At 64.1% G+C, this 20018-nt stretch carries 20 protein-coding genes; 11 read left to right on the top strand and 9 right to left on the bottom strand.

What is annotated here, in order from left to right; all coding sequences use genetic code 11:
• The first annotated feature begins 115 nt into the window (after positions 1 to 115).
• Positions 116 to 1027, top strand: a complete 912-nt coding sequence (locus tag BMZ69_RS28030) for an aminotransferase class IV (protein WP_092163180.1) — start codon at positions 116 to 118, stop codon at positions 1025 to 1027.
• Positions 1028 to 1173: 146 nt separating this feature from the next.
• Here BMZ69_RS28030 and BMZ69_RS28025 read toward each other — a convergent pair whose 3' ends face one another.
• The 7 genes from BMZ69_RS28025 to BMZ69_RS31790 all read right to left on the bottom strand — a co-directional run bounded on the left by BMZ69_RS28025 (position 1174) and on the right by BMZ69_RS31790 (position 9890).
• The gene (locus tag BMZ69_RS28025; protein ID WP_175507016.1) at positions 1174 to 2271 is read right to left on the bottom strand and encodes an alpha/beta hydrolase; all 1098 of its coding nucleotides are present in this window, start codon (positions 2269 to 2271) and stop codon (positions 1174 to 1176) included.
• Between the two features lie 48 nt (positions 2272 to 2319).
• Positions 2320 to 2862 (bottom strand): hypothetical protein, encoded by a 543-nt coding sequence (locus BMZ69_RS28020; protein ID WP_175507015.1) that lies wholly within the window; start codon positions 2860 to 2862, stop codon positions 2320 to 2322.
• Complete coding sequence (locus tag BMZ69_RS28015) at positions 2862 to 5975, bottom strand: efflux RND transporter permease subunit (protein WP_210188107.1); 3114 nt, start codon at positions 5973 to 5975, stop codon at positions 2862 to 2864. The genes BMZ69_RS28020 and BMZ69_RS28015 overlap by 1 nt, the downstream gene beginning before the upstream one ends.
• Positions 5972 to 7075: an efflux RND transporter periplasmic adaptor subunit gene (locus tag BMZ69_RS28010; RefSeq protein WP_092163176.1), complete on the bottom strand. Its 1104-nt coding sequence runs from the start codon at positions 7073 to 7075 to the stop codon at positions 5972 to 5974. The genes BMZ69_RS28015 and BMZ69_RS28010 overlap by 4 nt, the downstream gene beginning before the upstream one ends.
• On the bottom strand, positions 7072 to 7686 hold the full coding sequence (locus BMZ69_RS28005) for a TetR/AcrR family transcriptional regulator (protein ID WP_092163175.1): 615 nt from the start codon (positions 7684 to 7686) through the stop codon (positions 7072 to 7074). Before BMZ69_RS28005 ends, BMZ69_RS28010 begins: the two co-directional genes overlap by 4 nt.
• 424 nt (positions 7687 to 8110) lie before the next feature.
• Entirely contained in the window at positions 8111 to 9427 is a 1317-nt protein-coding gene (locus BMZ69_RS28000) for an aspartate aminotransferase family protein (protein ID WP_092163174.1), read from the bottom strand.
• 295 nt (positions 9428 to 9722) lie between these two features.
• On the bottom strand, positions 9723 to 9890 hold the full coding sequence (locus BMZ69_RS31790; RefSeq protein ID WP_175507014.1) for a hypothetical protein: 168 nt from the start codon (positions 9888 to 9890) through the stop codon (positions 9723 to 9725).
• Positions 9891 to 9939: 49 nt separating this feature from the next.
• On the opposite strand from BMZ69_RS31790, the gene BMZ69_RS27995 reads away from it, so the two are divergent.
• Positions 9940 to 10647: a GntR family transcriptional regulator gene (locus tag BMZ69_RS27995; RefSeq protein WP_092163173.1), complete on the top strand. Its 708-nt coding sequence runs from the start codon at positions 9940 to 9942 to the stop codon at positions 10645 to 10647.
• Between the two features lie 244 nt (positions 10648 to 10891).
• Here the strand turns inward: BMZ69_RS27995 and BMZ69_RS27990 are convergent, their stop codons facing one another.
• On the bottom strand, positions 10892 to 11554 hold the full coding sequence (locus tag BMZ69_RS27990; protein ID WP_244543587.1) for a TetR/AcrR family transcriptional regulator: 663 nt from the start codon (positions 11552 to 11554) through the stop codon (positions 10892 to 10894).
• A 174-nt stretch (positions 11555 to 11728) separates the two neighbouring features.
• On the opposite strand from BMZ69_RS27990, the gene BMZ69_RS27985 reads away from it, so the two are divergent.
• The 6 genes from BMZ69_RS27985 (at position 11729) to BMZ69_RS27960 (ending at position 16508) form a co-directional block, all read left to right on the top strand.
• Positions 11729 to 12496, top strand: a complete 768-nt coding sequence (locus tag BMZ69_RS27985) for an SDR family NAD(P)-dependent oxidoreductase (RefSeq protein ID WP_092163171.1) — start codon at positions 11729 to 11731, stop codon at positions 12494 to 12496.
• A 10-nt stretch (positions 12497 to 12506) separates the two neighbouring features.
• Complete coding sequence (locus BMZ69_RS27980; RefSeq protein ID WP_092163170.1) at positions 12507 to 13718, top strand: acyl-CoA dehydrogenase family protein; 1212 nt, start codon at positions 12507 to 12509, stop codon at positions 13716 to 13718.
• Positions 13715 to 14710: a phosphotransferase family protein gene (locus BMZ69_RS27975; protein ID WP_092163169.1), complete on the top strand. Its 996-nt coding sequence runs from the start codon at positions 13715 to 13717 to the stop codon at positions 14708 to 14710. The genes BMZ69_RS27980 and BMZ69_RS27975 overlap by 4 nt, the downstream gene beginning before the upstream one ends.
• Positions 14711 to 14732: 22 nt before the next feature.
• Positions 14733 to 15443: a CoA transferase subunit A gene (locus tag BMZ69_RS27970; RefSeq protein WP_092163167.1), complete on the top strand. Its 711-nt coding sequence runs from the start codon at positions 14733 to 14735 to the stop codon at positions 15441 to 15443.
• The gene (locus BMZ69_RS27965; protein ID WP_092163166.1) at positions 15443 to 16105 is read left to right on the top strand and encodes a 3-oxoacid CoA-transferase subunit B; all 663 of its coding nucleotides are present in this window, start codon (positions 15443 to 15445) and stop codon (positions 16103 to 16105) included. Before BMZ69_RS27970 ends, BMZ69_RS27965 begins: the two co-directional genes overlap by 1 nt.
• Positions 16106 to 16202: 97 nt before the next feature.
• Positions 16203 to 16508, top strand: a complete 306-nt coding sequence (locus BMZ69_RS27960; protein ID WP_092163165.1) for a hypothetical protein — start codon at positions 16203 to 16205, stop codon at positions 16506 to 16508.
• A 162-nt stretch (positions 16509 to 16670) separates the two neighbouring features.
• Here the strand turns inward: BMZ69_RS27960 and BMZ69_RS27955 are convergent, their stop codons facing one another.
• The gene (locus BMZ69_RS27955; RefSeq protein ID WP_092163164.1) at positions 16671 to 16910 is read right to left on the bottom strand and encodes a helix-turn-helix domain-containing protein; all 240 of its coding nucleotides are present in this window, start codon (positions 16908 to 16910) and stop codon (positions 16671 to 16673) included.
• A gap of 85 nt (positions 16911 to 16995) precedes the next feature.
• Here BMZ69_RS27955 and BMZ69_RS27950 point away from each other — a divergent pair, with 85 nt between their 5' ends.
• The 3 genes from BMZ69_RS27950 to BMZ69_RS27940 all read left to right on the top strand — a co-directional run.
• Complete coding sequence (locus BMZ69_RS27950; protein ID WP_092163162.1) at positions 16996 to 17814, top strand: hypothetical protein; 819 nt, start codon at positions 16996 to 16998, stop codon at positions 17812 to 17814.
• A 121-nt stretch (positions 17815 to 17935) separates the two neighbouring features.
• The gene (locus tag BMZ69_RS27945; RefSeq protein WP_092163160.1) at positions 17936 to 18424 is read left to right on the top strand and encodes a hypothetical protein; all 489 of its coding nucleotides are present in this window, start codon (positions 17936 to 17938) and stop codon (positions 18422 to 18424) included.
• Positions 18355 to 20018, top strand: a 1664-nt coding sequence (locus BMZ69_RS27940) for an AAA family ATPase (RefSeq protein ID WP_139219258.1), incomplete at its 3' end; no start/stop codon positions are given. The genes BMZ69_RS27945 and BMZ69_RS27940, both read left to right, overlap by 70 nt.

Genomic DNA, 20018 nt, shown 5'->3' with positions numbered 1-20018 from the left:
TCCATTTCAGCGCCACTGGCCTTGATCCCGGTCAGCATGGAGAATTGCGACAGGCTTCTATTGCCCGCGGCCTGTCGCCAGCCCTTGATGACTTCCAACAAGAGCGAAGGCGAAGATGTCGACCCAGGACGAGCTCGCTAGCATTCCCGGCCTTGCCTATATGGATGGCAAGTATCTCCCCCTGGCAGAAGCGACGATACCGATCGCAGATCGCGGCTTCTTGCGATCCGACATCACCTACGATGCGATCCATGTGTGGAAAGGGCGCATCTATCGGTTGCGGGAGCATATCAAGCGATTTCGAGCTTCGATGACCGGCTTGCGAATGGATCTCGCGCTGACCGACGACGAGATCTCGGAGATCCTCGTCGATCTCGTTCGGCGCACTGGATATCGCGACGCCTTCATCATGGTCATGTGCTCCCGGGGGATCCAGCCTCCCGGAACGCGTGATCCGCGGCTCTGCCGTAACCGACTCTATGCCTACGTCCAGCCGTTCCTCTGGATCGCCAACGAGGAACAGCGGCGCAGAGGGCTCAAGATGGTGCTCGCGAAAACGCAGCGGATTCCGTCCGAAGCGCTCGACCAGCGGATCAAGAATTTCCATTGGCTCGACCTCACGATGAGCCTCTTCGAGGCTTACGATCGGGGGGCAGAGGTGACCATTCTGCCCCTGGCGGATGGCACGGTGACCGAAGGGCCGGGTTTCAACGTCTTCTTCGTGAAGGACGGCGTCCTCGTCACTCCGGATCGAAACATCTTCGAAGGTATCACCAGACGTTCCGTTATTGAGATCGCAGGCGATCTCCAGATGCGCTGCGAAATTCGCGCCGTGCGTGGCGCCGAGTTGTCCGCTGCTGACGAGATTTTCACAGCGACGACGGCAGGCGGCATCACGCCGGTCACAGAATTCGAAGGGCGTCCGATCGGGGACGGAAAGCCGGGTCCGATCACAGCCCGCATCCGCGATGAATACTGGCGTCGGCATGACGATGAAACGTTGAGCACGGCTGTTTCGTACGAATAGCTAGGGCGCCTCGCTCTCGAACGATGAGGTCGCGGTCCAGCTACGAAGCGTCGCACGCTCGTCGCCGGCAGTCAGGGTCCCTGGTCACCGGTCAATCCCTTGCTGGCGGTGCCCCGATATCGCTGCCCGGCCTGTCTCGGACCTCGTCACCTTGCAATTGCCTCGCCGACCTTGAGCGGCATCTGCAGCACATTGCCGGAGGGTCCTGCCGTAAAGAGTCCTGTGCGCGAGAGCAAGCTGCCACGACCTCGCGCCTCGGCCCTGACCATCTGATTCAAGGCCGGGATGAGACCGACGAACTTGCCGTGGTTGACGGCGTCCCGGCTTTTGGCGTTCGACATGTTAATGACCTGCAGGCCGTAGTGCGCGATTTCCCGCTGCCATTCCGCCTTGTTGTCGGCCGTCGATACATTGCCGACGCGAGGCACGTCTCCGGCCAGCCATTGCGAGAGGCCGAGCGCCTGATCGTCCTCGGAGATGGCCACCATGATCGGCGGATTGCGCTTGCCGATCACATCGAGCTGTGTGCCGAAAACGTAGAGATCGATATCCGGCGACGCCAGCAGGACTTCGCCGAGCTTGGGCAGGAAGGTGGAGTTCCCGCGCAGCTTGGCCTGGCGCAATGTCTCCATCGTCAGCCAACCGCCCATGGAGTGGGCGATGATGTTGATGTGGCGGACGCCGGGCGTGCGGGCGAGGTCGTCGAGGGTCTTCTCAAGGTAGTCGCGCGAAAAGGTCGATGCTTCGCGGTCCGTCAAATAGTCGACCAGCGAGGCCTTCGAGGGCCAGGAGAAGGCGATGACGGCCTCGGGCAGGCCATTGTCATGCTTGAGCTGAGCCGCCCGGAACACCGCCTCCTGATAGCTGGTGTTGTAGCCGTGCACGAAGACGATGACCTCACCGGAGCCTTTCATGTCTCGCATCGCAGTGCGGCTGAAACCGGCCTTGTCCAGAGACTGAGAGCCGGTCACGACGAAGTTGGTCGCGGGATTGCTTGGCAATGTCGTCGGCCATTCGATCTCGCCGGCGACATGATTAGGCGGTATGGAAACCGTGTAGGCCGCGTAGCTCACCCCGCGATTGCGCTCAGCGGTGAATTCGCGCCCGTCTGCCTCCGAACGCATGCGTGTGGTGGCGACAAGGACGTCGACCGGCTTTCCAACCCCGACGGGCCCGCCGACGGGATGAAGCACTGCGCTCCCCGGCACACCGGCGCAGGAGGCCAGGCCGGCAGCCAGGAGCATCATCACTGAGAGCCTGATCCTGTGAACGACCTGCATCGAGGTATCCCTTCAGATCAGAAACGACAGCCCGGCCGCGAGCAAGCCGAAGACCAATAGCGACGTGCTCAATCTGACTTCCACCTCGAACATGGGCGGGCCCTCAAGCCCCTTGTCGATCGTATGATGGAGCTTTCGCAGAACTTCGTTCTCGTCGAGGCTGTCCAGCTCGAAGATCGACGCGATCTCGGAGGCCACATTGGGAAACGGGTCGCGGACGAAGGACACCGCGATAGTCGCCGTCCGGCGCAGCGCCGTCGCGGAGAGCAGCGCCGACGCGACCAGCGAAGCGAGCGAGACGAGGCCCGTCGCCACTTCGAGGCGGTCGAGCGTGCCGAGGCCGTTGGCGACGCCGACGCGCAGTGTCGCGCCATAGAGCGTGACGACGCCGGCGAGCGCCCCGAGGGAGAGCGTGAACATCAGGCGCAAATGGGCCGTCACCAGATGACGCGCATGCGTGACGTGTTCGAGATAGACCTTGATCAGGGTCTCGACTGCCAGCCGCCTGGCTTCGAAGGCCAGGCGGCGCTCGTCGGAGGACAGCGGGACCGGCATCAGGCGACTCCCTGCGGCTGGGCCGCGCCATCAACCGGCACTCGGCTCGCCTGCTGCCCCTCCCATTGCAGCAGCAGGGAGATCGCGCAGGGCAGGACCGTCAGGGTGGCAACCGTCGCTACGGCGAGGCCGCCGATGATGGCGTAGGCCATCGGCCCCCAGAAGATCTGCGGCGCGATCGGGATCATGCCGAGGATCGCCGCCAGCGCCGTCAGCACGATCGGGCGAGCCCGATGCGTCGAAGCATGGATGATGGCCTGCACGGGTTCTTCGCCGGTCTTCATATTGGTGCTGACCTCATCGATCAGGATGACCGCGTTGCGAACGATCATTCCGACCAGCGCGATCACGCCGAGCTGCGCGACGAAGCCCATCGGGGTTCCGGTCGGCAGCATCGCCGCAACCACGCCGATGAGCCCGAACGGCGCCATGGCGAAGGCGAGCGCCATGCGCGAGAAGCTGCGCAATTGCACCATCAGCAGCGCGCACATCACCAGGGCGGTCAGCGGCAGGACGGCGACGATCGAGGCGTTGCCTTTGCCGGCCTCCTCGACGACGCCGCCGGTCGCGACGCGATATCCCTCGGGCAACCCCGCGGCGAACGCCGCCACGGCCGGCGCCAGCGCGTTGACGACCGTGGTCGGCTGGAGACCCGCCTGGATATCCGCCTGGACCGTCATCATAGGGAGGCGCTGCCTCCGCCAGACGACCGGATCCTCGACGCCGTAGCTCAACTCGGCGATCTGGGAGAGCGGAACGGAGCGCCCCTTCGGCGTCTGGATCTGCAGATTGCCGAGCGTCGCCAGATCGGTCCTCTCGCCGCTCCGCGCCCGCATGATCACCTCGACGAGGCGATCCTGGTCGCGCACGCTCGTCACCAACACGCCGGAGAAAATCGAGGCCATTGCGCTGGCGACATCCTCGGAGGAGAGACCGATCGCACGGGCTTGATTCTGATCGACCTTGACCAGCACGCTGCGCTGCGGCTCGCCCGTCGAGAGATGCACGTCCCGTGTGTCGGCATTGGTCGCGATGAGGTTGGCGAGCTTGCCGGCGATATCGCGCGCCATCGCCTGATCAGGCCCGGTGACCTGGTATTTCAGCGGCCAGCCGACCGGCGGGCCGAGCTCCAGCGGCGTAGCGCGGACGATCAGGCCGGAACGATCCGCCTTGTAGATCTCCGCGAGCCTGGCCTGCAACGCATCGCGCTCCTTGAGCCCCTTCGTCACGACCACCGTCTGGGTGACGTTGTCGTTGGCAAGCAGGAGGTCGAGGCCGAGATAGAAGCGAACCGCGCCGGAGCCGACATAGGTCGAGAAGCGCTCGACGGTCGGATCGTTCTTGAGCACGACCTCGAGCTTGGCCGCCTCGCGGTTGCTGGCCTCAAGCGACGCATTCTGGGGCAGCGTCACCGTGACCATCAGCTCGGGGCGGTCGGAGGCGGGAAAGAACTGCTCCTCGAGACGAGCTGCGCCGGCGAGCGAAACGATGAAGATGGCGATCGCAGCGCCGATCGTGATCCAGCGATGGGCGAGCACCCATCCGAGCACGGCTTCATAGGCCTGCATGACCCGGCCATTGCCATGGCCATGCCCGGGAAGGCTCTTCGGCAGCATCAAGGTGCCGAGCAAAGGCGAGAACAGCACCGCGACGACCCAGGAGGCCGACAGCGAGATCAGCACCACCATGAACATCGAGTAGCAATATTCACCGGCGCTCGATGCCGCGAAGCCGATCGGAATGAAGCCGGCGATCATTACGAGCGTGCCGGTCAGCATCGGGAAGGCGGTCGATTCATACGCATAGCTCGCCGCCCGCTTGAGATCTTCGCCCGCCTCCAGCTTGCCGACCATGGCCTCGACTGTGATCATCGCATCGTCGACGAGGAGGCCGAGCGCGATGATCAGCGCTCCCAGCGAAATCCGTTGCAGACCGATCCCGGTGAGCTCCATGCCGATGAAGGTCAGCGCCAGCACGAAGGGGATCGAGACGCTCACCACCAGGCCGGCCCGCATGCCGAGCGACAGGAAGGACACCGCCAGCACGATGGCAATGGCTTCGAGCAGCACCGTGACGAAGCCGTTGACCGCCTGCTTCACCACGACCGCCTGATCGGCAACCTGCATCATCTCGATGCCATGGGGCAGCGTGCTCTTGATCGCGTCCATCTGCGCCTTCACGGCCTCGCCGAACTCCAGCAGGTTGCCGGTCGGCGCCATCGAGATGGCGACACCCATGGCTTTTTCGCCATTGACCCGGAACAGCGGGGCCGGCGGATCGGCTGGAATGCGCTGGATGGTGGCAATGTCGCTCAACGGCACGAAGCGGTCGTTCGCCCGCAATGTCACCGCTCGCAGCGCCTCTTCCGAGGCGAAGCTGCCGCTGACCCGCAACGCGATCTTCTCGTCCGCAAGGCGCATGGTCCCGGCCGGACTCACAGCGTTCTGGGCCTGCAGGGCACGCAGCACGCTCTGCTCGTCCAGCCCGAAGGCGGCGAGCCGGCCAGGCGAGAACTCGATGACGATCTGCTCTTCCTGGACGCCGAGAAGCTGGACCTTGCCGATATTCGGGATCCGCAGAAGTTCGGCTCGCACCGTCTCCAGCCGATCGCGGAGCTCGCGATCCGAAAAGCCTTCTGCGGTGAAGCCGTAGATCAGGCCGAAGGTGTCGCCGAACTCGTCGTCGAAGAATGGCCCCTGAACGCCGCTCGGCAGCGTCGCTGCGATGTCCGCAATCTTCTTGCGCGCCTGATACCAGGCATCCGGAACGACACGCGCGGGCGCATCATCCCGCAGATTGAGCATAATCACGCTCTCGCCGGGACGCGTGTAGCTGTCCAGTCGGAAGAGATAGGGAACCTCCTCCAGCTTCTTCTCCAGCCGGTCGGTCAGGAGCTTGGTCGTGTCGGTGATCGTCGCGCCCGGCCAACGGGCGGCGATCACCATGGTCTTGATGGTGAAGGCCGGGTCCTCGTTGCGGCTGAGCCGCGTGTAACTCATCGCACCGCCGATCAGGGTGATCAGCATCAGGAAGAAGATCAGCGACTTCTGGCCGATCGCCCAGGAGGAGAGGTTGAAGCGGCCGTTGCCGCCGGGAGCCATGGAGGTGCTCATTTCACGGCCTCGCCCTGCTTGCCGTCGAAAGCGACTTTCTGGCCGGGCCGCAGCTTGCTCACCCCGGCGGTGACCACGGCCTCGCCCGCGGTCAGCCCGGAATCGACCAGCACTTCCGTCGCCGTATAGCGCACGACCGCAACCGGCTTGCGAACCAGGTCCTGGCTGGCCGGCTGGACGACGAAGACGGCGGGCTTGCCGTTCTCATCCGTCAAGGCCGAGGCCGGCAAGAGGAAGAGCGGCTTGCCCGAGATAAGGACGCGCCCGGTCACGGCAGCGCCGAGCGTCATCTCGGGCGGTGCATCGGGCAGGGCAAAGCGAACGCGATAGGTGCGCGTCACCGGATCAGCGCTCGGACTTGCATCGCGCAAAGTACCGGTAACCTTGATCGACGGATTGGATGCGAGCGCGACCTCGACTTTCACGTCGTTGGGAGCTGCAAGGTACAGCCGCTCGGAGATGTTGAACACGGCGTCGCGCTCGCGGACGGACGCGAGCTTGATCGCAGCCTGGCCGGCGCTGACGACCTGGCCGCCATTGATGGCGATCGTGGTGATGATACCGTCATAGGGCGCACGGAGCTCAGCATAGCCCAGCTTGTTCCGTGCGGTCTCAAGCGCGGACTGAGCGCTTTGCGTCCTGGCATTGGCCTCGCGCCAGGCGGTCTCGGCCTCCTCCATTCTAACGCGTGCGACGATTTGCTTCTCGAACAGCGTACGTTGACGCTCCAATCCCGATTTGGCCAGCGCTTCGGCCGCCTCTGCGCGTGTGACTTCGGCCTCGGCGGAGCGCAGCTCGTTTTCGATATCGCGCCTGTCGAGCGTCGCGAGGAGTTGATCCTCAATGACGGTCATGCCGACTTCGACATTCCGCGCCGCGACACGGCCGTCCATCCGGAAACCAAGATCGGTCTCGGTATGCGGCTGGATGTCGCCGGTCTGGACGACCTCCTCGCCGACGAGGCTCGGCTTCGCGAGGAGCGTGCGAACCGGCCGCGGAGGCTCGGCCTGGGCCTTCTTCTCCTCGCCGCAGCCGCTGACGGATAGCGCCAGGCCGCAGGCGCAACCACAAACGATCAGCCTCTTGAGCAAGTCTTTCATGTGAGATCTCCCGGAGTGGAAGACAGCCCGCGCAGGGCGTTGCGCACGGACTCGACGGCAAGGGTGCGCGCATCCTTGAAATCGATCTCGCGCACGGTCACGGACAGGGCGCAGACACCGTGGACGCTGGCCAGGAGGATGCGCGCGATGTCCGCGGTGGGAAGCGGGCGTAGCAGGCCGCCGGACTGAACCCGTTCCACCGTCTCCAGAAGGAGGTCGTAGCCGTTGAGCACGCTGGGATCGTCGAGTTCGAGCCTGGTGACCTGGGGATCCAGGAACAGGATGCGGAAGCGGTCGGGATCGTCGAGGGCGAAGTCGCCATAGGCGATCAGGATGCGCTCCAGCGCCAACGAGGCGTCGCCGGTTTCCCGCAGGATGCGGTTGCACTCGTCGGCCAGCTGATCGAGGGCCTCGATGCAATAGGTCCTGAGCACGTCCTGCTTGGTCGGGAAGTAGCGATAGAGCGCCCCAGCCGTCAGGCCTACTGCGGTTGCAACCCGGCGCATCGATAGGGCGCCGTAGCCCTCGGCCGAAATGATGCGGCCGGCAGCAGCGAGAATACGGGCACGCGCTTCGGCGAGCTGGTCATCGTTGAGGGCCGGTCTGGGCATGGCAGTTCCTTTCGATAAACGCGTTTAATAAACGCGTTTATCGAATAGTCAAGCAGGATATCTTCGCCGCTCGGACGCGACGTCGCCTGAGGCGATCAATGCGACCTGGTTTTCGTTTCGGCGACTCGGGGTTCGCGACCAACAGGCTGAGGTGGCTTGGTCGATCGAATTCCATCGGGTTGCCCCCGCGCGATTTGACCTAAACCGGGCGTGAAACCTGCCCGGCGTTTCGAGGTTCGTCAAAATTTTTCCCCTCGCCTTAATAGAAAATTCCGGCGAGGAGGCGATACTCGGCCTGGGGTCGAGAATTTGATTCTCGATATATTCTTATTCAAAGCGCATCTTATTGTAGAATTCACGGATCTGCGCCGATTCCCGACACAGAAATATTGGCATTTATTCCATTATAAGCTGATACATGCCACTACATTTCCAATCCAGCATCGACGACACGGGACACGGCGTCGATGAAACGATCAATGTCCGCTTCGGTCATCGGCGTTGACAGGAACCCCTTGCCGGTCCGGGCGATATGGAAGCCTTCGATGGTCAATGCGTGCTGAAGAGCGGCGACGCGCCTGGTTTCCTCGGGGGTGGAGTATCCCGAGCGGTAATCGCTGACCGACCGCGTGTGACCGAAGATCATGAAGCTCGATCCGAAGCCGGTGACCTGGCCTGGGAAGCTCGATTTCGCAAAGGCCGCGTTCACTCCATCGATCAATCGGTCGCCGAGCTGGTTCAGGCGATCGATGGCCGCGTGGTCGAGCAGGTCCAGAGTGACCTTGCCGGCGGTCATGGTCACGGGGTTGGCCGTGAAGGTCCCGCTCCACGGCAGCCCCGGCTTTCCCTCGCGATGATCATAGATCCGCATGAACTCTCGCCGCCCGGCGACGGCGCCGACCGGAAAACCGCCACCGATGATCTTGGCCAGCGTCGTAAGATCCGGGTTGACGCCGAGCAGCGTCTGAGCACCACCGGTGTGGGATCGGAACGTGATCACTTCGTCCAGGATGAGAACCGCACCGATCTCCCGGGTCACCCGCTCGATCATTGCGATGAACGGCTTGGATATCTGGACAAAGCCCAGATAGCTCGGAGCCGCGTCGAGAAGAACCGCTGCGATGTCGCCGGCATTGGCGCGAATGACGCGCTCGGACGCCTCGACATCGTTGAAGGGGATAACGATGACGTCGTCGGTCACGCCCTTGGGCACCCCTTTCGAATAACCGATCGAGTTCGGATCATTTCCCCAGTTCGCAGGCGAAGAATCGAGGCTGACCTCGGCGTAATCATACGCCCCATGATAAACACCCTCGGCCTTTACGATCTTGGGGCGCCCCGTGATCGCACGAGCAGCTTTAATGGCGCTCATGACGGCTTCGGAGCCTGAATTGCAGAACCTGACCTGCTCGAAGCTTTCTGCGCGGCCGCAAATCGTTTCCGCCAGTGCGACTTCCTGCTCCGTCGGAAGCGTGAAGGCCGATCCGTTGCCGACCTGACGACGGACGGCCTCAACAACAGCAGGATGCGCGTGACCGTGTATCAAGGATGCAAAGTTGTTCAGAAGATCAAGGCGCCGGGTTCCGTCGACATCGATGACATAAGCCCCTTCGCCGCGCGCCGCATAGACCGGGAAAGGCTCCTGCCAGGGCAATGTACGGGTGATGCCGCCGGGGAGCACTTTCAAGCCCCGATCATAGAGCGCTCTGGACCGAGAAGCAGCGTCCGGCCAATTGATCATCGTTCTTATCCCATCCGTGTTGGATACTCGGATCGCTACGTTATGTATCGGCCGCCGTCCGACCCGCAGACCTCTGCAGAGCAATCGCTACGACAATTCCTCTAGACGCCGCGGCGCGCGCATCTCACATGCCGCCATCCGCTTGAAGCCACCGGCGCCCTCCTGAGAATTCGGCGCGCCTGGCGCTCCAATGGGAGCCGCCGGCGTGAGGCAACTCCCTTCCGTTGCTGCTTGCCCCTCGCCTCGACACCATCAAAGCCGCATGAATGCTGGTGAGAGTTATGTGATCACATGATCATAGCACAGGCAACTGGAAAAATTCCAACAGGTTGATCACCGAGAAGAAAATGGCCGAATTTCGCAAGCGTGAGCGCAAATCACGCGCGCCATCCTGAAATTCGTCGGCGCATCTCGCTTGCTCGCCTGCGCGATGCGCGACTATCGTGATCACATCGAGCTTCACCTTTTCGAAGGCCGAGGCAGGTTACAAGCGGAGATGGAGAGCTGACTTCATGAATCAAAAAACAAAAACCGCCCCCGCTCCGAGCGATGCGCCGGCGGAAACGTTGAGTCTTCAGGTTTATCACACCATTCGGGATCGGATATTTCGCGGAGAATGGCTTCCAGGAACCCGCTTGACGCTACGCTCGCTGGCTGCCGACCTGGGCACGAGCGTGCAGCCCGTTCGAGATGCGATCGGTAAACTGACCGTCGAGCGCGTTCTGATCCTGCGCCCGAACTATAGCGTCCAGATTCCCGAGATTGACCGGGCTATGATGGACGAAATCTTCGCTGTGCGAAACATTCTGGAGGCCGAGGCGGCCCGGAGATGCGTCTCCTCGATGTCGAGCGCCGATATCGATGAGCTTGAGGAGGCGATCCTTGCGACACGCCGCGTCTACTGGGTTGAATCGGAGATCCTGAACCGCGTCGCCACCATCCAGCAGGTGCCTCGCCTCCTGGCGCAGCGATGCGGGTCCGTCACCCTCGGCGACCAGATCATCAATCTGCGCGCTCGCACCGCCCCTTATTACGCCGCGGCGCTGGCCCGAAACGATGACGGCCAAGACAGGGAATTCGTGGTTTTCACCATTCGCATCCAGGATGAATTCATCGCCGCGATGCGACGGCGCGATGAACTCGCTGCGGCCGAAATCAGAAAAGTCGATCTCTACACGTTCCAGCACTACATCTATCGTCTTCTTGGGATTGGCGATTGAATCGTCAAAATCTGCAGAAATTTTTGCTCTGAAAACATTTTGCTTCAATGCGGCGCAGTCTGACCGCGGGAGGCGAATTCCGTATCAGTAGCGGAGGCCGCTACCTGCAGCCGGCAATCAGGCTATCGCCAGATCAATGGCCCGGCACCGCATTATCACCGCACATCTTCTGGCATCTTGGTCGCCCTTTCGGGGCGCCCAACCCGATGAACAGCCACCGCTGCCGTAGCGCCCGACAATCCTCTTATTCGACGATAATGCCGGCGTGCCGAAGCCGGATCGCGTGCTCCACGAATGTGCTGAGCGAATATGTGAAGGCTTCCGCGGTAATGTGGCGCCGCCGGTACTTGGAGCGCTTGACGTACCAGTCCTGCAGCATCGGCTTGATCAGGGCCGCGCACATTTCGACATCGTCGATCTCGAACATTCCCAGGGCTTTGCCCTCCGCCAGGATCTCGGCGAGGAGACCCTCCGTCATGCGCTCGGCCGCTATGGCCATGGCGCGCGCCCGCGGCGGAAAACTCTTCGCTTGCATATAGGCGAAGATGAACCAGGGCAGCAGCGCCTCGGTCAGGGCGACATGGGAGGCAAGAAGCCAGCGCAGCCGCTCGACGGGCGTAAGCTCCTTGGGCGCATCGCCGAGCGTTTCCTCGACAACCTCGGACACCGTGCCGAGGATCATCAGCAGCAGGGTCTCCTTGGAGTCGAAATAGGCATAGAGCGCTCCCATGCTCAGCCCGGCATGCTCGGAGAGGTCGCGCAGGCTCATCGAGTGAAAGCCGACCTGGTTCGCGAGCGTGAGCGTGCTGTCCAGGATTCGCGCGAGGCGCTTCGTCGCGACCTGCGGCTTCTTCACGCGCACGGTGTCCAGATGGCGCGCCAGGGTACGCTCCGCGAGCGCCTCCATCGATAGGTCCAGGCGAACAGGGGGCATGACCGCCGCTGGCGGAGATGGTCTCACGCTCCGCTCCCTCCAGAAAAGCACTTTGCGTGGCCCCTCTTGCAACATGCCGGCACCGATGTCTATAAAGCGAGCGCTCGCTCGATAAATTCAGCGAAGCGGGATCGGGGAGGAACATCGATGGGATTCCAAGCGTCGTTCGATGGCCGTACGGTTCTGATAACGGGGGCCTCCCGAGGCCTCGGCGCGCATTTCTCCGAGATTCTCGCCGCCTCAGGTGCCCGGGTGGCCGTTGCCGCTCGCCGAAGCGCCGATTGCGAAGCCGTCTGTGACCGTATCCGCGCGGCTGGGGGCGAGGCGCTGGCGATCAGCCTCGACGTGACAGCGCCTGCCTCGGCAGACGCCGCCATGGCCGCGGTGCTGGCTGCGTGGGGGCGCCTCGACGTGCTGGTGAACAATGCCGGCATCACCGCCACGACGCCGCTGCTCGATCAGGACGAGGCCTCCTGGAGCCGCATCATGGACACCAATCTCAAAGGAGCCTTCGTCGTCGGCCAAGCCGCGGCCCGTGCGATGGCCGCGGATGGGAGAGGAGGCAACATCGTCAATGTCGCATCCATTCTCGGCGCCCGTGTCGCCGGGCAAGTAGCAGCTTACGCCGCCTCCAAGGCAGGGCTTCTCCAGCTCACCAAATCGATGGCGCTCGAATGGGCGCGTCACGGCATCCGGGCCAACGCCTTGTGCCCCGGCTATGTCGAGACGGATCTCAACCGCGATTTCTTTGCCAGCGAGGCCGGCAAGGCCCTGATCCGCCGCATTCCGACGCGCCGGCTGGGGCAGCTCTCGGACCTCGACGGGCCGCTTCTGTTTCTCTGCTCCGACGCCTCCGCCCATGTGACCGGCGCCTCGATCGCGGTCGACGGCGGGCACCTCGTTTCCTCCCTCTGAGGCCATCGCCATGGATTTCACGCTGCCTGCCGCCACCGAAGACATCCGCAGTCGCATCGCGGATTTCGTGGCGCGGGAGATCGTCCCGCTGGAGGCCGATCCCGCGTCCTATGACGATCACGAGAACATCCGCCTCGACTTGCTCGACACGATGCGCGCCAAAGCGCGCGCGGCAGGCCTGTGGTGCATTCAGCTGGCGCCCGAGCATGGTGGGCTCGGCCTCGGCCGCGTCGGCATGGCGGCCTGCTATGAAGAGATGAACCGCTCCATCTTCGGCCCGGCGATCTTCAACTCCGCCGCCCCCGACGACGGCAACATGATGGTGTTGGAGAAGGTCGCGACCCCCGCGCAAAAGGCACGCTGGCTCGCGCCGATCGCGCGTGGCGAGGTGCGCTCGGCCTTCGCCATGACCGAGCCTCATCCCGGCAGCGGCTCGGATCCATCGATGATGCTGACAAGGGCCGAACGGCAAGCGGACGGATCCTACCGGATCTACGGCCGCAAATGGTTCATCACGGGTGCCGCGGAGGCCGCCCATTTCATCTTGATGGCCCGCACCTCTGACGATCCCCGCAAGGGTTTGACCGCCTTTCTCTTTCACCGTGATCAACCGGGTTGGCGCATCCTCCGGCGCATTCCGATCATGGGGCCCGAAGAGCATGGCGGGCATTGCGAGCTGGAGTTCGACGGCCTGGCGATCGCCCCCGAAGACGTGCTGATGGGCGAAGGGGACGGGCTGAAGGTCACCCAGATTCGTCTTGGTCCGGCGCGGCTCACCCATTGCATGCGCTGGCTCGGTCTCGCCAGGAGATGCGTCGAGATCGCCCGCGCCTACGCCGTCGAACGGCACAGCTTCGGAGTGGCCTTGGCGGAGCGGGAAAGCGTGCAGATGAAGCTCGGCCAGGCCGCGATGAGCATCGAGATCGGCAGGCTCCTGACGATGAAGGCCGCCTGGGAGCTGGACCGCGGCCATCTCGCCCGCAAGGAAATCTCCATGGCGAAGATCCAGGCGGCCAACACGCTGCATCAAGCCGCCGACATGGCTATTCAGATCAATGGGGCACGCGGCTATTCCCGCGATACCGTGCTGGAGTGGATCTATCGCTACGCGCGCCAGGCGCGCCTGGTGGACGGGGCGGACGAGGTCCACCAGATGGTGCTGAACCGGTTCCTCTCGCAGGAGAAGGCCGATTTCTGGCGCTGGCCGGTGGCGACGCCATGAGCTTCGACCTGGACAGGCTCGATGCCTTCATGCGCCGCGCGCTGCCGGGGCTCGCAGGACGGATGCTTCTGGAGCCGATCTCCGGCGGTCAGTCGAACCCCACCTTCTTCGTGACCTACGACAATCGCCGGTTGGTCCTGCGCAAGCAGCCCGCGGGCGAGCTCCTGCCCTCCGCCCATGCCGTGGACCGGGAGCACCGCATCATCAGCGCGCTGAAGGGCAGCGGCGTGCCCGTCCCTCCGGCCTTGTTCTATTGCGACGACCGGACGGTGGTCGGTACACCATTCTACCTCATGGAGCGCCTGGACGGCCGCATCTTCCACGATTGCACCCTGCCCGGCGTATCGCCGCAGGAGCGGAGCGCCATGTACGCAGCGATGGCACGCACGCTCGCGGCCCTGCACAATGTCGATTTTGCTGGCGTCGGCCTCGGTGACTATGGCCGTCCCGGCAACTACTTCATCAGACAGGTGAGCCGCTGGAGCCGGCAATGGGCGGAAATCCGCACGCGGGACGATGCGGATGTCGATCGTCTCATCGCCTGGCTGCCGCAGCATATCCCCTCGGACGAAGCCACGTCGATCGTCCATGGGGACTATCGCATCGGGAACTTGATGTTCCATCCGACCGAGCCGCGCGTCGTGGCTCTCCTGGACTGGGAGCTCTCCACCCTCGGCCACCCGCTGGCGGATCTGGCTCACAGCGCGATGGCCTGGGTTTCCGCTCCCAACGAATATGGCGGCATTCGAGGGCTCGATCTTCCGATGCTCGGCATCCCTTCGCTGGAGAGCAATCTGGCGGCCTATGACGGCGAAGCACGCCACGGCGTCAGGCTCGACACCTTTCACATGGTCTTCGCGCTGTTCCGCTGGTCGATGATCTTCGAAGGCATTGCCGCGCGCGCCAGGATCGGAACTGCCAACGCCGCCGACGCCGCGGCGACGGAGGGTTTGGCCGCCGCCTTCGCCAGCCGCGCCGCGGAACTGATCTAGCCGAAACACCGAAGGGCTTCGCATGCGAAACAAGGTCTGGACGGATTCCGAAAGCGTGCTGGCAGGCGTGCTGCGCGACGGCATGACCATCATGGCGGGTGGCTTCGGCCTATGTGGTATTCCCGAGAGTTTGATCCATGCGATCTCCAGATCGGGTGTCCGCGACCTGACGCTGATCTCGAACAATTGCGGCGTTGAGGATTTTGGCCTTGGGATTCTGCTTTCCAACGGCCAAGTCAGGAAGATGATCTCCTCCTATGTCGGAGAGAACAAATTGTTCGAGCAGCTCTATCTCGAGGGTCGGCTGGAACTGGAGCTGAACCCGCAGGGCACTCTGGCCGAGCGCATTCGCGCCGGTGGTGCCGGCATCGGCGGTTTCTACACCAAGACCGGCGTCGGCACGGTCGTCGCCGAGGGCAAGCCGACCCGGGAGTTCAATGGCGAGATTCATCTCCTCGAGACCGGCCTCGTCGCCGATCTCGCCATCGTCAAGGCCTGGAAGGCCGACCGGGAGGGTAATCTGGTCTATCGGAAAACGGCGCGGAACTTCAATCCGATGGTGGCCACTGCCGGGCGCGTCACCATCGCCGAGGTAGAGGATCTGCTGGAGAAGGGGGAGATCGACGGCGACCATATCCACACCCCCGGCATCTATGTCGACCGCATCATCAAGAGCACGATCAACGAGAAGAAGATCGAGAAGCTGACCGAGCGCAAGAGGGAGGCAGCCTGATGGCCTGGACCCGCGAACAGGTGGCCGCCCGCGCGGCCAAGGAGCTGCAGGACGGCTTCTACGTCAATCTCGGCATCGGCATCCCGACGCTGGTGGCGAACTACATCCCTGCAGGTGTGGACGTCACGCTTCAATCCGAGAACGGCCTGCTCGGCATCGGCCCCTTCCCCTATGAGGGCGAGGCCGATCCCGACCTGATCAATGCCGGCAAGCAGACGATCACGATCCTGCCGAGCTCGAGCTTCTTCTCCTCGGCCGACAGCTTCGCGATGATCCGCGGCGGCCATATCGACCTGACCATCCTCGGGGCGATGGAAGTCGCCGCCAATGGCGACATCGCCAACTGGACCATCCCCGGCAAGATGGTGAAGGGCATGGGCGGCGCGATGGATCTCGTCGCCGGCGTCAAGAAGGTCATCGTGGTGATGGACCACGCCAACAAGGCCGGCGAGTCCAAGGTGCTGGAGCGCTGCACCCTGCCGCTGACCGGAGCAGGCGTGGTCGACCTGATCGTCACCGATCTCTGCGTCATGGCTTGCGACAAGGCCAAGGGCGGTGGGCTGACCCTGATCGAGCTGGCGCCCGACGTCGCGCTCGACGAGGTCAAGGCCAAGACGGCGGCGCCTTTCAGCGTTGCGCCAAGCCTCGCAAAGGCCGCGTGAGCGGTCTCCTCCGCGCATGCCGGGGAGCGCGTCGAGGAAATGCGTCAGCGTGTCGGTGCAGAGATGGCCGAGCGAATCGCCCACCCGACGCGGCCGCATGGCGGGGAAGAGCCAAATCAATTGGCTGCCATTCTCCTTCATCGTTTCCTCGGTGGGCACAGCGACCCGTCCGCCGGACCATGTCGCCGGCGAGCGACGGCAAGGGGAGGTCGTGGGTCTTGGTCGAGCCTGGGCGGAGGACGGTCTTGCGGTGTGCAGGCGGAACCTTCCAGATCAGCGTGCCGCCCTCGTCGGCGAAATCCGCCAGCCCGGCGTTGACAAAGGTCCGGCGCCGCTGCGCGGTGACCAGCAGCAGGCCGGCATCCGCGACCATGTCTTCGATCACGCTGCGAGGTCAGCATGAGCCAGACCAGCATGATGGCGCCGTTGAACCGGCAAACTAGACTGCCCGAAACCGGACATTGCCAGAGTCGGCTAAGGGCCAAATTGACCCATTGCCCAAAGGAAGCGGCCTTCTCTCGGAGGGATGATCGAAGCCGCGCTAAGAATTCCTACGCGCAGCTTTTTACCGATCCGGCTTCTTCACAACTCTAATTCCGGTCCCCACGCCGCCTTCGACGAGGAACTCCACACCGAGCGCTTCTAGCACGGACTGAATGTCCCGGAGCGTGCGGTCGTGTGGAACAGTCGCTTCAGATTCTATCCGCGCGATGGTCCGTTTTGCGACCCCTGTGATCTCCGCAACCTGATCTTGAGACAGATTAAGCCAAGCGCGGGCAGCGCGTAGTTGCGGGCCGTTAATCATAAAATGGCATCTTTGGTGACATATGACTCTTAAAGTGCCATTTTGGTCCTCGTGGACACGCCGTCCACGGACCGGAGCTTATGTCATGGCCAAGGCCGAAACCAACCTCGCTGTCGCCACCACCTCGCCGCTCTCCACCGAGAATATCGTTCGGCGCGGGGGTCTGCCCGCCGAGCTGAAGGCGCGCATCGATACGACCGTCGCCGGTGCGGCGGGGTGCACCTTCGCGGTCGATCCCCTCATGGGCGACGACCTGAGCAGGCTCAGCTCGTTCCTGTCCTCGCTGGTCAAGCGGGACGGAGCTATCCTGGAAGCCGGCATCTGCATGGCGTTGCGCCGCCACAGCCACATGACGGTGATGACCCAGGTGCGCATGCCGATCACCGTCTCCGCCGAGACGCTGGTCCAGGCCAATGACGGCGGCGAGCTGCGGCGCATCGCCCTGCCGGCCGACGGCGCCGCGACCAGGATCGCCCATTTCGATATGATCGTGGTCGACCGGCGGGAGCGGATCGCGAGGCTGGTGGAGGTCAAGAGGGGCGGCGGCGAGACCGAGGTCCGCAAGCGGCGCACCACGGAGCGGGACCTGCTCTGCGGCCGGCTGCAACTCAAGGCCTTCCTGAAGACCCTGGGTATTCCCGTGCGGCGCTGCGAGAGCTGGGTCGTCGACTACTACGGGAGGTCGGGCTTCCGGCCGGACCTCACCGTGACGCGCGAGGGGCTCGATCAGCTCTTCGGCGTGCCGGTCGTGGCTACGACCGATGCCGCGGCCCGCGCCATGCGAGCGGGCATGCTCCAGCGGCTGCCGCGGTTCCTCGACCGCGTGCGCGAGCGGCAGGATGTCGATCTGCCGGTCGGTGTGCTCCGCAACGACGATCTGTCCCTCGGGGCGGAGCTGCACTAGGCGCTTCGCCGCCCTACCGGCTTCCCGCTGCACCAGCCAGGCCGGCTGCTGCATCCTTCCTCCACCAACAAAGCTGTATCCCGCCGGAGTGCTCTCCGGCGGATCGGCGGAGCTGTGTCCGATGGCCGTACCCGTTCTCAACTTCCCGCGCCGGCAGATGCCTCGCCCGCCCGTCCTTTTTGACGAGGCAGGCAGCGATGCCGGCATCGGTCATGTCCCCACCTGGCAGCTCTGGCGCAGCTCGCCTGCGAATGCGTTCGGCGCTCCTGAACAGGCTGAGCTGACGGAGCTGCTCGGCAGGGTCAGGCCGCTCCGTGTCGAGCACTGGGATGCCGCGCTTGCCGGCGACGCCGCTGCTGCCGTCGCCCTGGCGCTGCGGATGTCCGGTGTCGAAGTGCTCGACACCGCCCGGCACGATCTCGTCATGAGTATGGTGCTTGTCCATGCGCTCGCCGGATCGGCTGCAGCCCGGACGGTTCTCGCCTTCACGCTCGATCGCAGGCGCTATCTCGGCGAGAACGTCGATCCGCTGGTGCGCTCGTGGCGTGGCCCGTCGCGGACCGAAATCCGACGCGCCGCGGTTCAGGCTCTGATGGAGGCGCTGTCATGAGCGAAAGCGATCTCTCCGAGGACAAGAGCGGCGACGAATTTCTCCTGAACTTCGAACCGTCGGCGAATGCCGATGAGGAGCACGAGGCTCGCGCTGGCTTGTCGCCGCTCGGTCTTATCGTCGAGCTGTCGTGGCAGGCGATGGACAAGCGCCGGGACCTTAGGGCGCTGCCGAGGGGCGCGACCATGGCGGTCATCGTCCGGGTCCCGACCGATAGCTGGATCGATCCCATCCACGCCTTCGTCCACGAGAACGACAATGGGATCCTGATCATCGACGGGAAGGCGAACAAGCGCGACTGGCGCACGACCGAAGCGCTGATCGTCGATGCTCTCGACGAGGGTAAGACGGTCTGCGGCATCGCCTCCGATCCCGACGGTCAGCTTCCCGCGCTGCTGCGTAGCGCCGCTGATCTGGTGTTAGCGGTGCCGGCACCCACGCCCGAGTTGATGCGCCGGGCGATCAGGCGCCATACCGGTCGCTCGGCGCCGAAGTTGTCCGCGGCCGACATGGCCGGCCTCGACCTCATGGACCTAGCGGCGGCGTTGCGGCCGTCGGCGACTCCGCAGGCCTGTGTAGCGCGGCTCCATGCCGCGAGCGCCGCGCGCAGCGTGACGACGAGCGACGACCGGACGCCGCTGCTTGCGGATCTTGCCGGCTATGGCGCGGCTCTTGATTGGTGCCTGGCAACGCTCGCCGATATCGAGGCGGTTCGGGCGGGGATGCTGTCCGCCGGCGAGCTCGAGTCGGCCCTGTTCCACGGCCCGCCCGGAACGGGCAAGACCACGCTGGCGAGGTCGCTCGCGAAGTCGGCTCGCCTGCCGCTGATCCAGACCAGCGTGAGCGGGTGGTTCCAGAAGAACAGCGGCCATCTCGGCGATGTTCTCCAGCAGGTGTCGGACGTGTTCAGCCGCGCGCGGGCGAGCGCACCGAGCATCCTGTTCCTCGACGAGCTCGATGCATTGCCGGATCGCGCCACCCTGGATTCGCGCAACCGGGATTGGTGGACCAGCGTGATCACCGGCCTGCTCCTCCATATCGATGCCTGCCGCACCGACCGGCGCGGCGTCATCCTGCTGGCGGCCACCAACCACGCCGAGCATATCGATCGCGCCCTGCTCAGGCCCGGCCGTTTCGATCGGTCGTTCCGGATCGACCCGCCCGATGCCGCGGGACTGGCCGGGATCCTGCGCACCCATCTGGGATCTGACCTTCCGGCCGCGGACCTCACCGCGCTGGCGAAGCTGATGCCCGGTCGAACGGGCGCCGACGTCACCGGGATCGTGCGGGAAGCCCGCAGGATTGCGCGCAGCCGCAACAGCACGCTGACTGCGGCCGATCTGCTGACCGCGATCATGCCGGCGGATCCGCGACCGCCGAAGGAACTGCTCCATGCGGCAATCCACGAAGCCGGCCACGCGGTGATCGCGCACAGGCTCGGATTCCAGGTCGAGACCGTAACGATCCGCTCCGCCGGCGACGCCGGCGGCTGGACCGATATCGTGATCGCGCCGACGCCGGATCGCCGCCAGATCGAGGACCGCGTCCAGATCCTGCTCGCCGGCAGAGCGGCTAACGAGGCGTTCGGAGCCCC

This window comes from Allobosea sp. CRIB-10 (assembly GCF_900112185.1).
In the GTDB taxonomy this organism is placed as follows: domain Bacteria; phylum Pseudomonadota; class Alphaproteobacteria; order Rhizobiales; family Beijerinckiaceae; genus Allobosea.
This window is presented reverse-complemented; position numbering and strand designations above follow the sequence as displayed.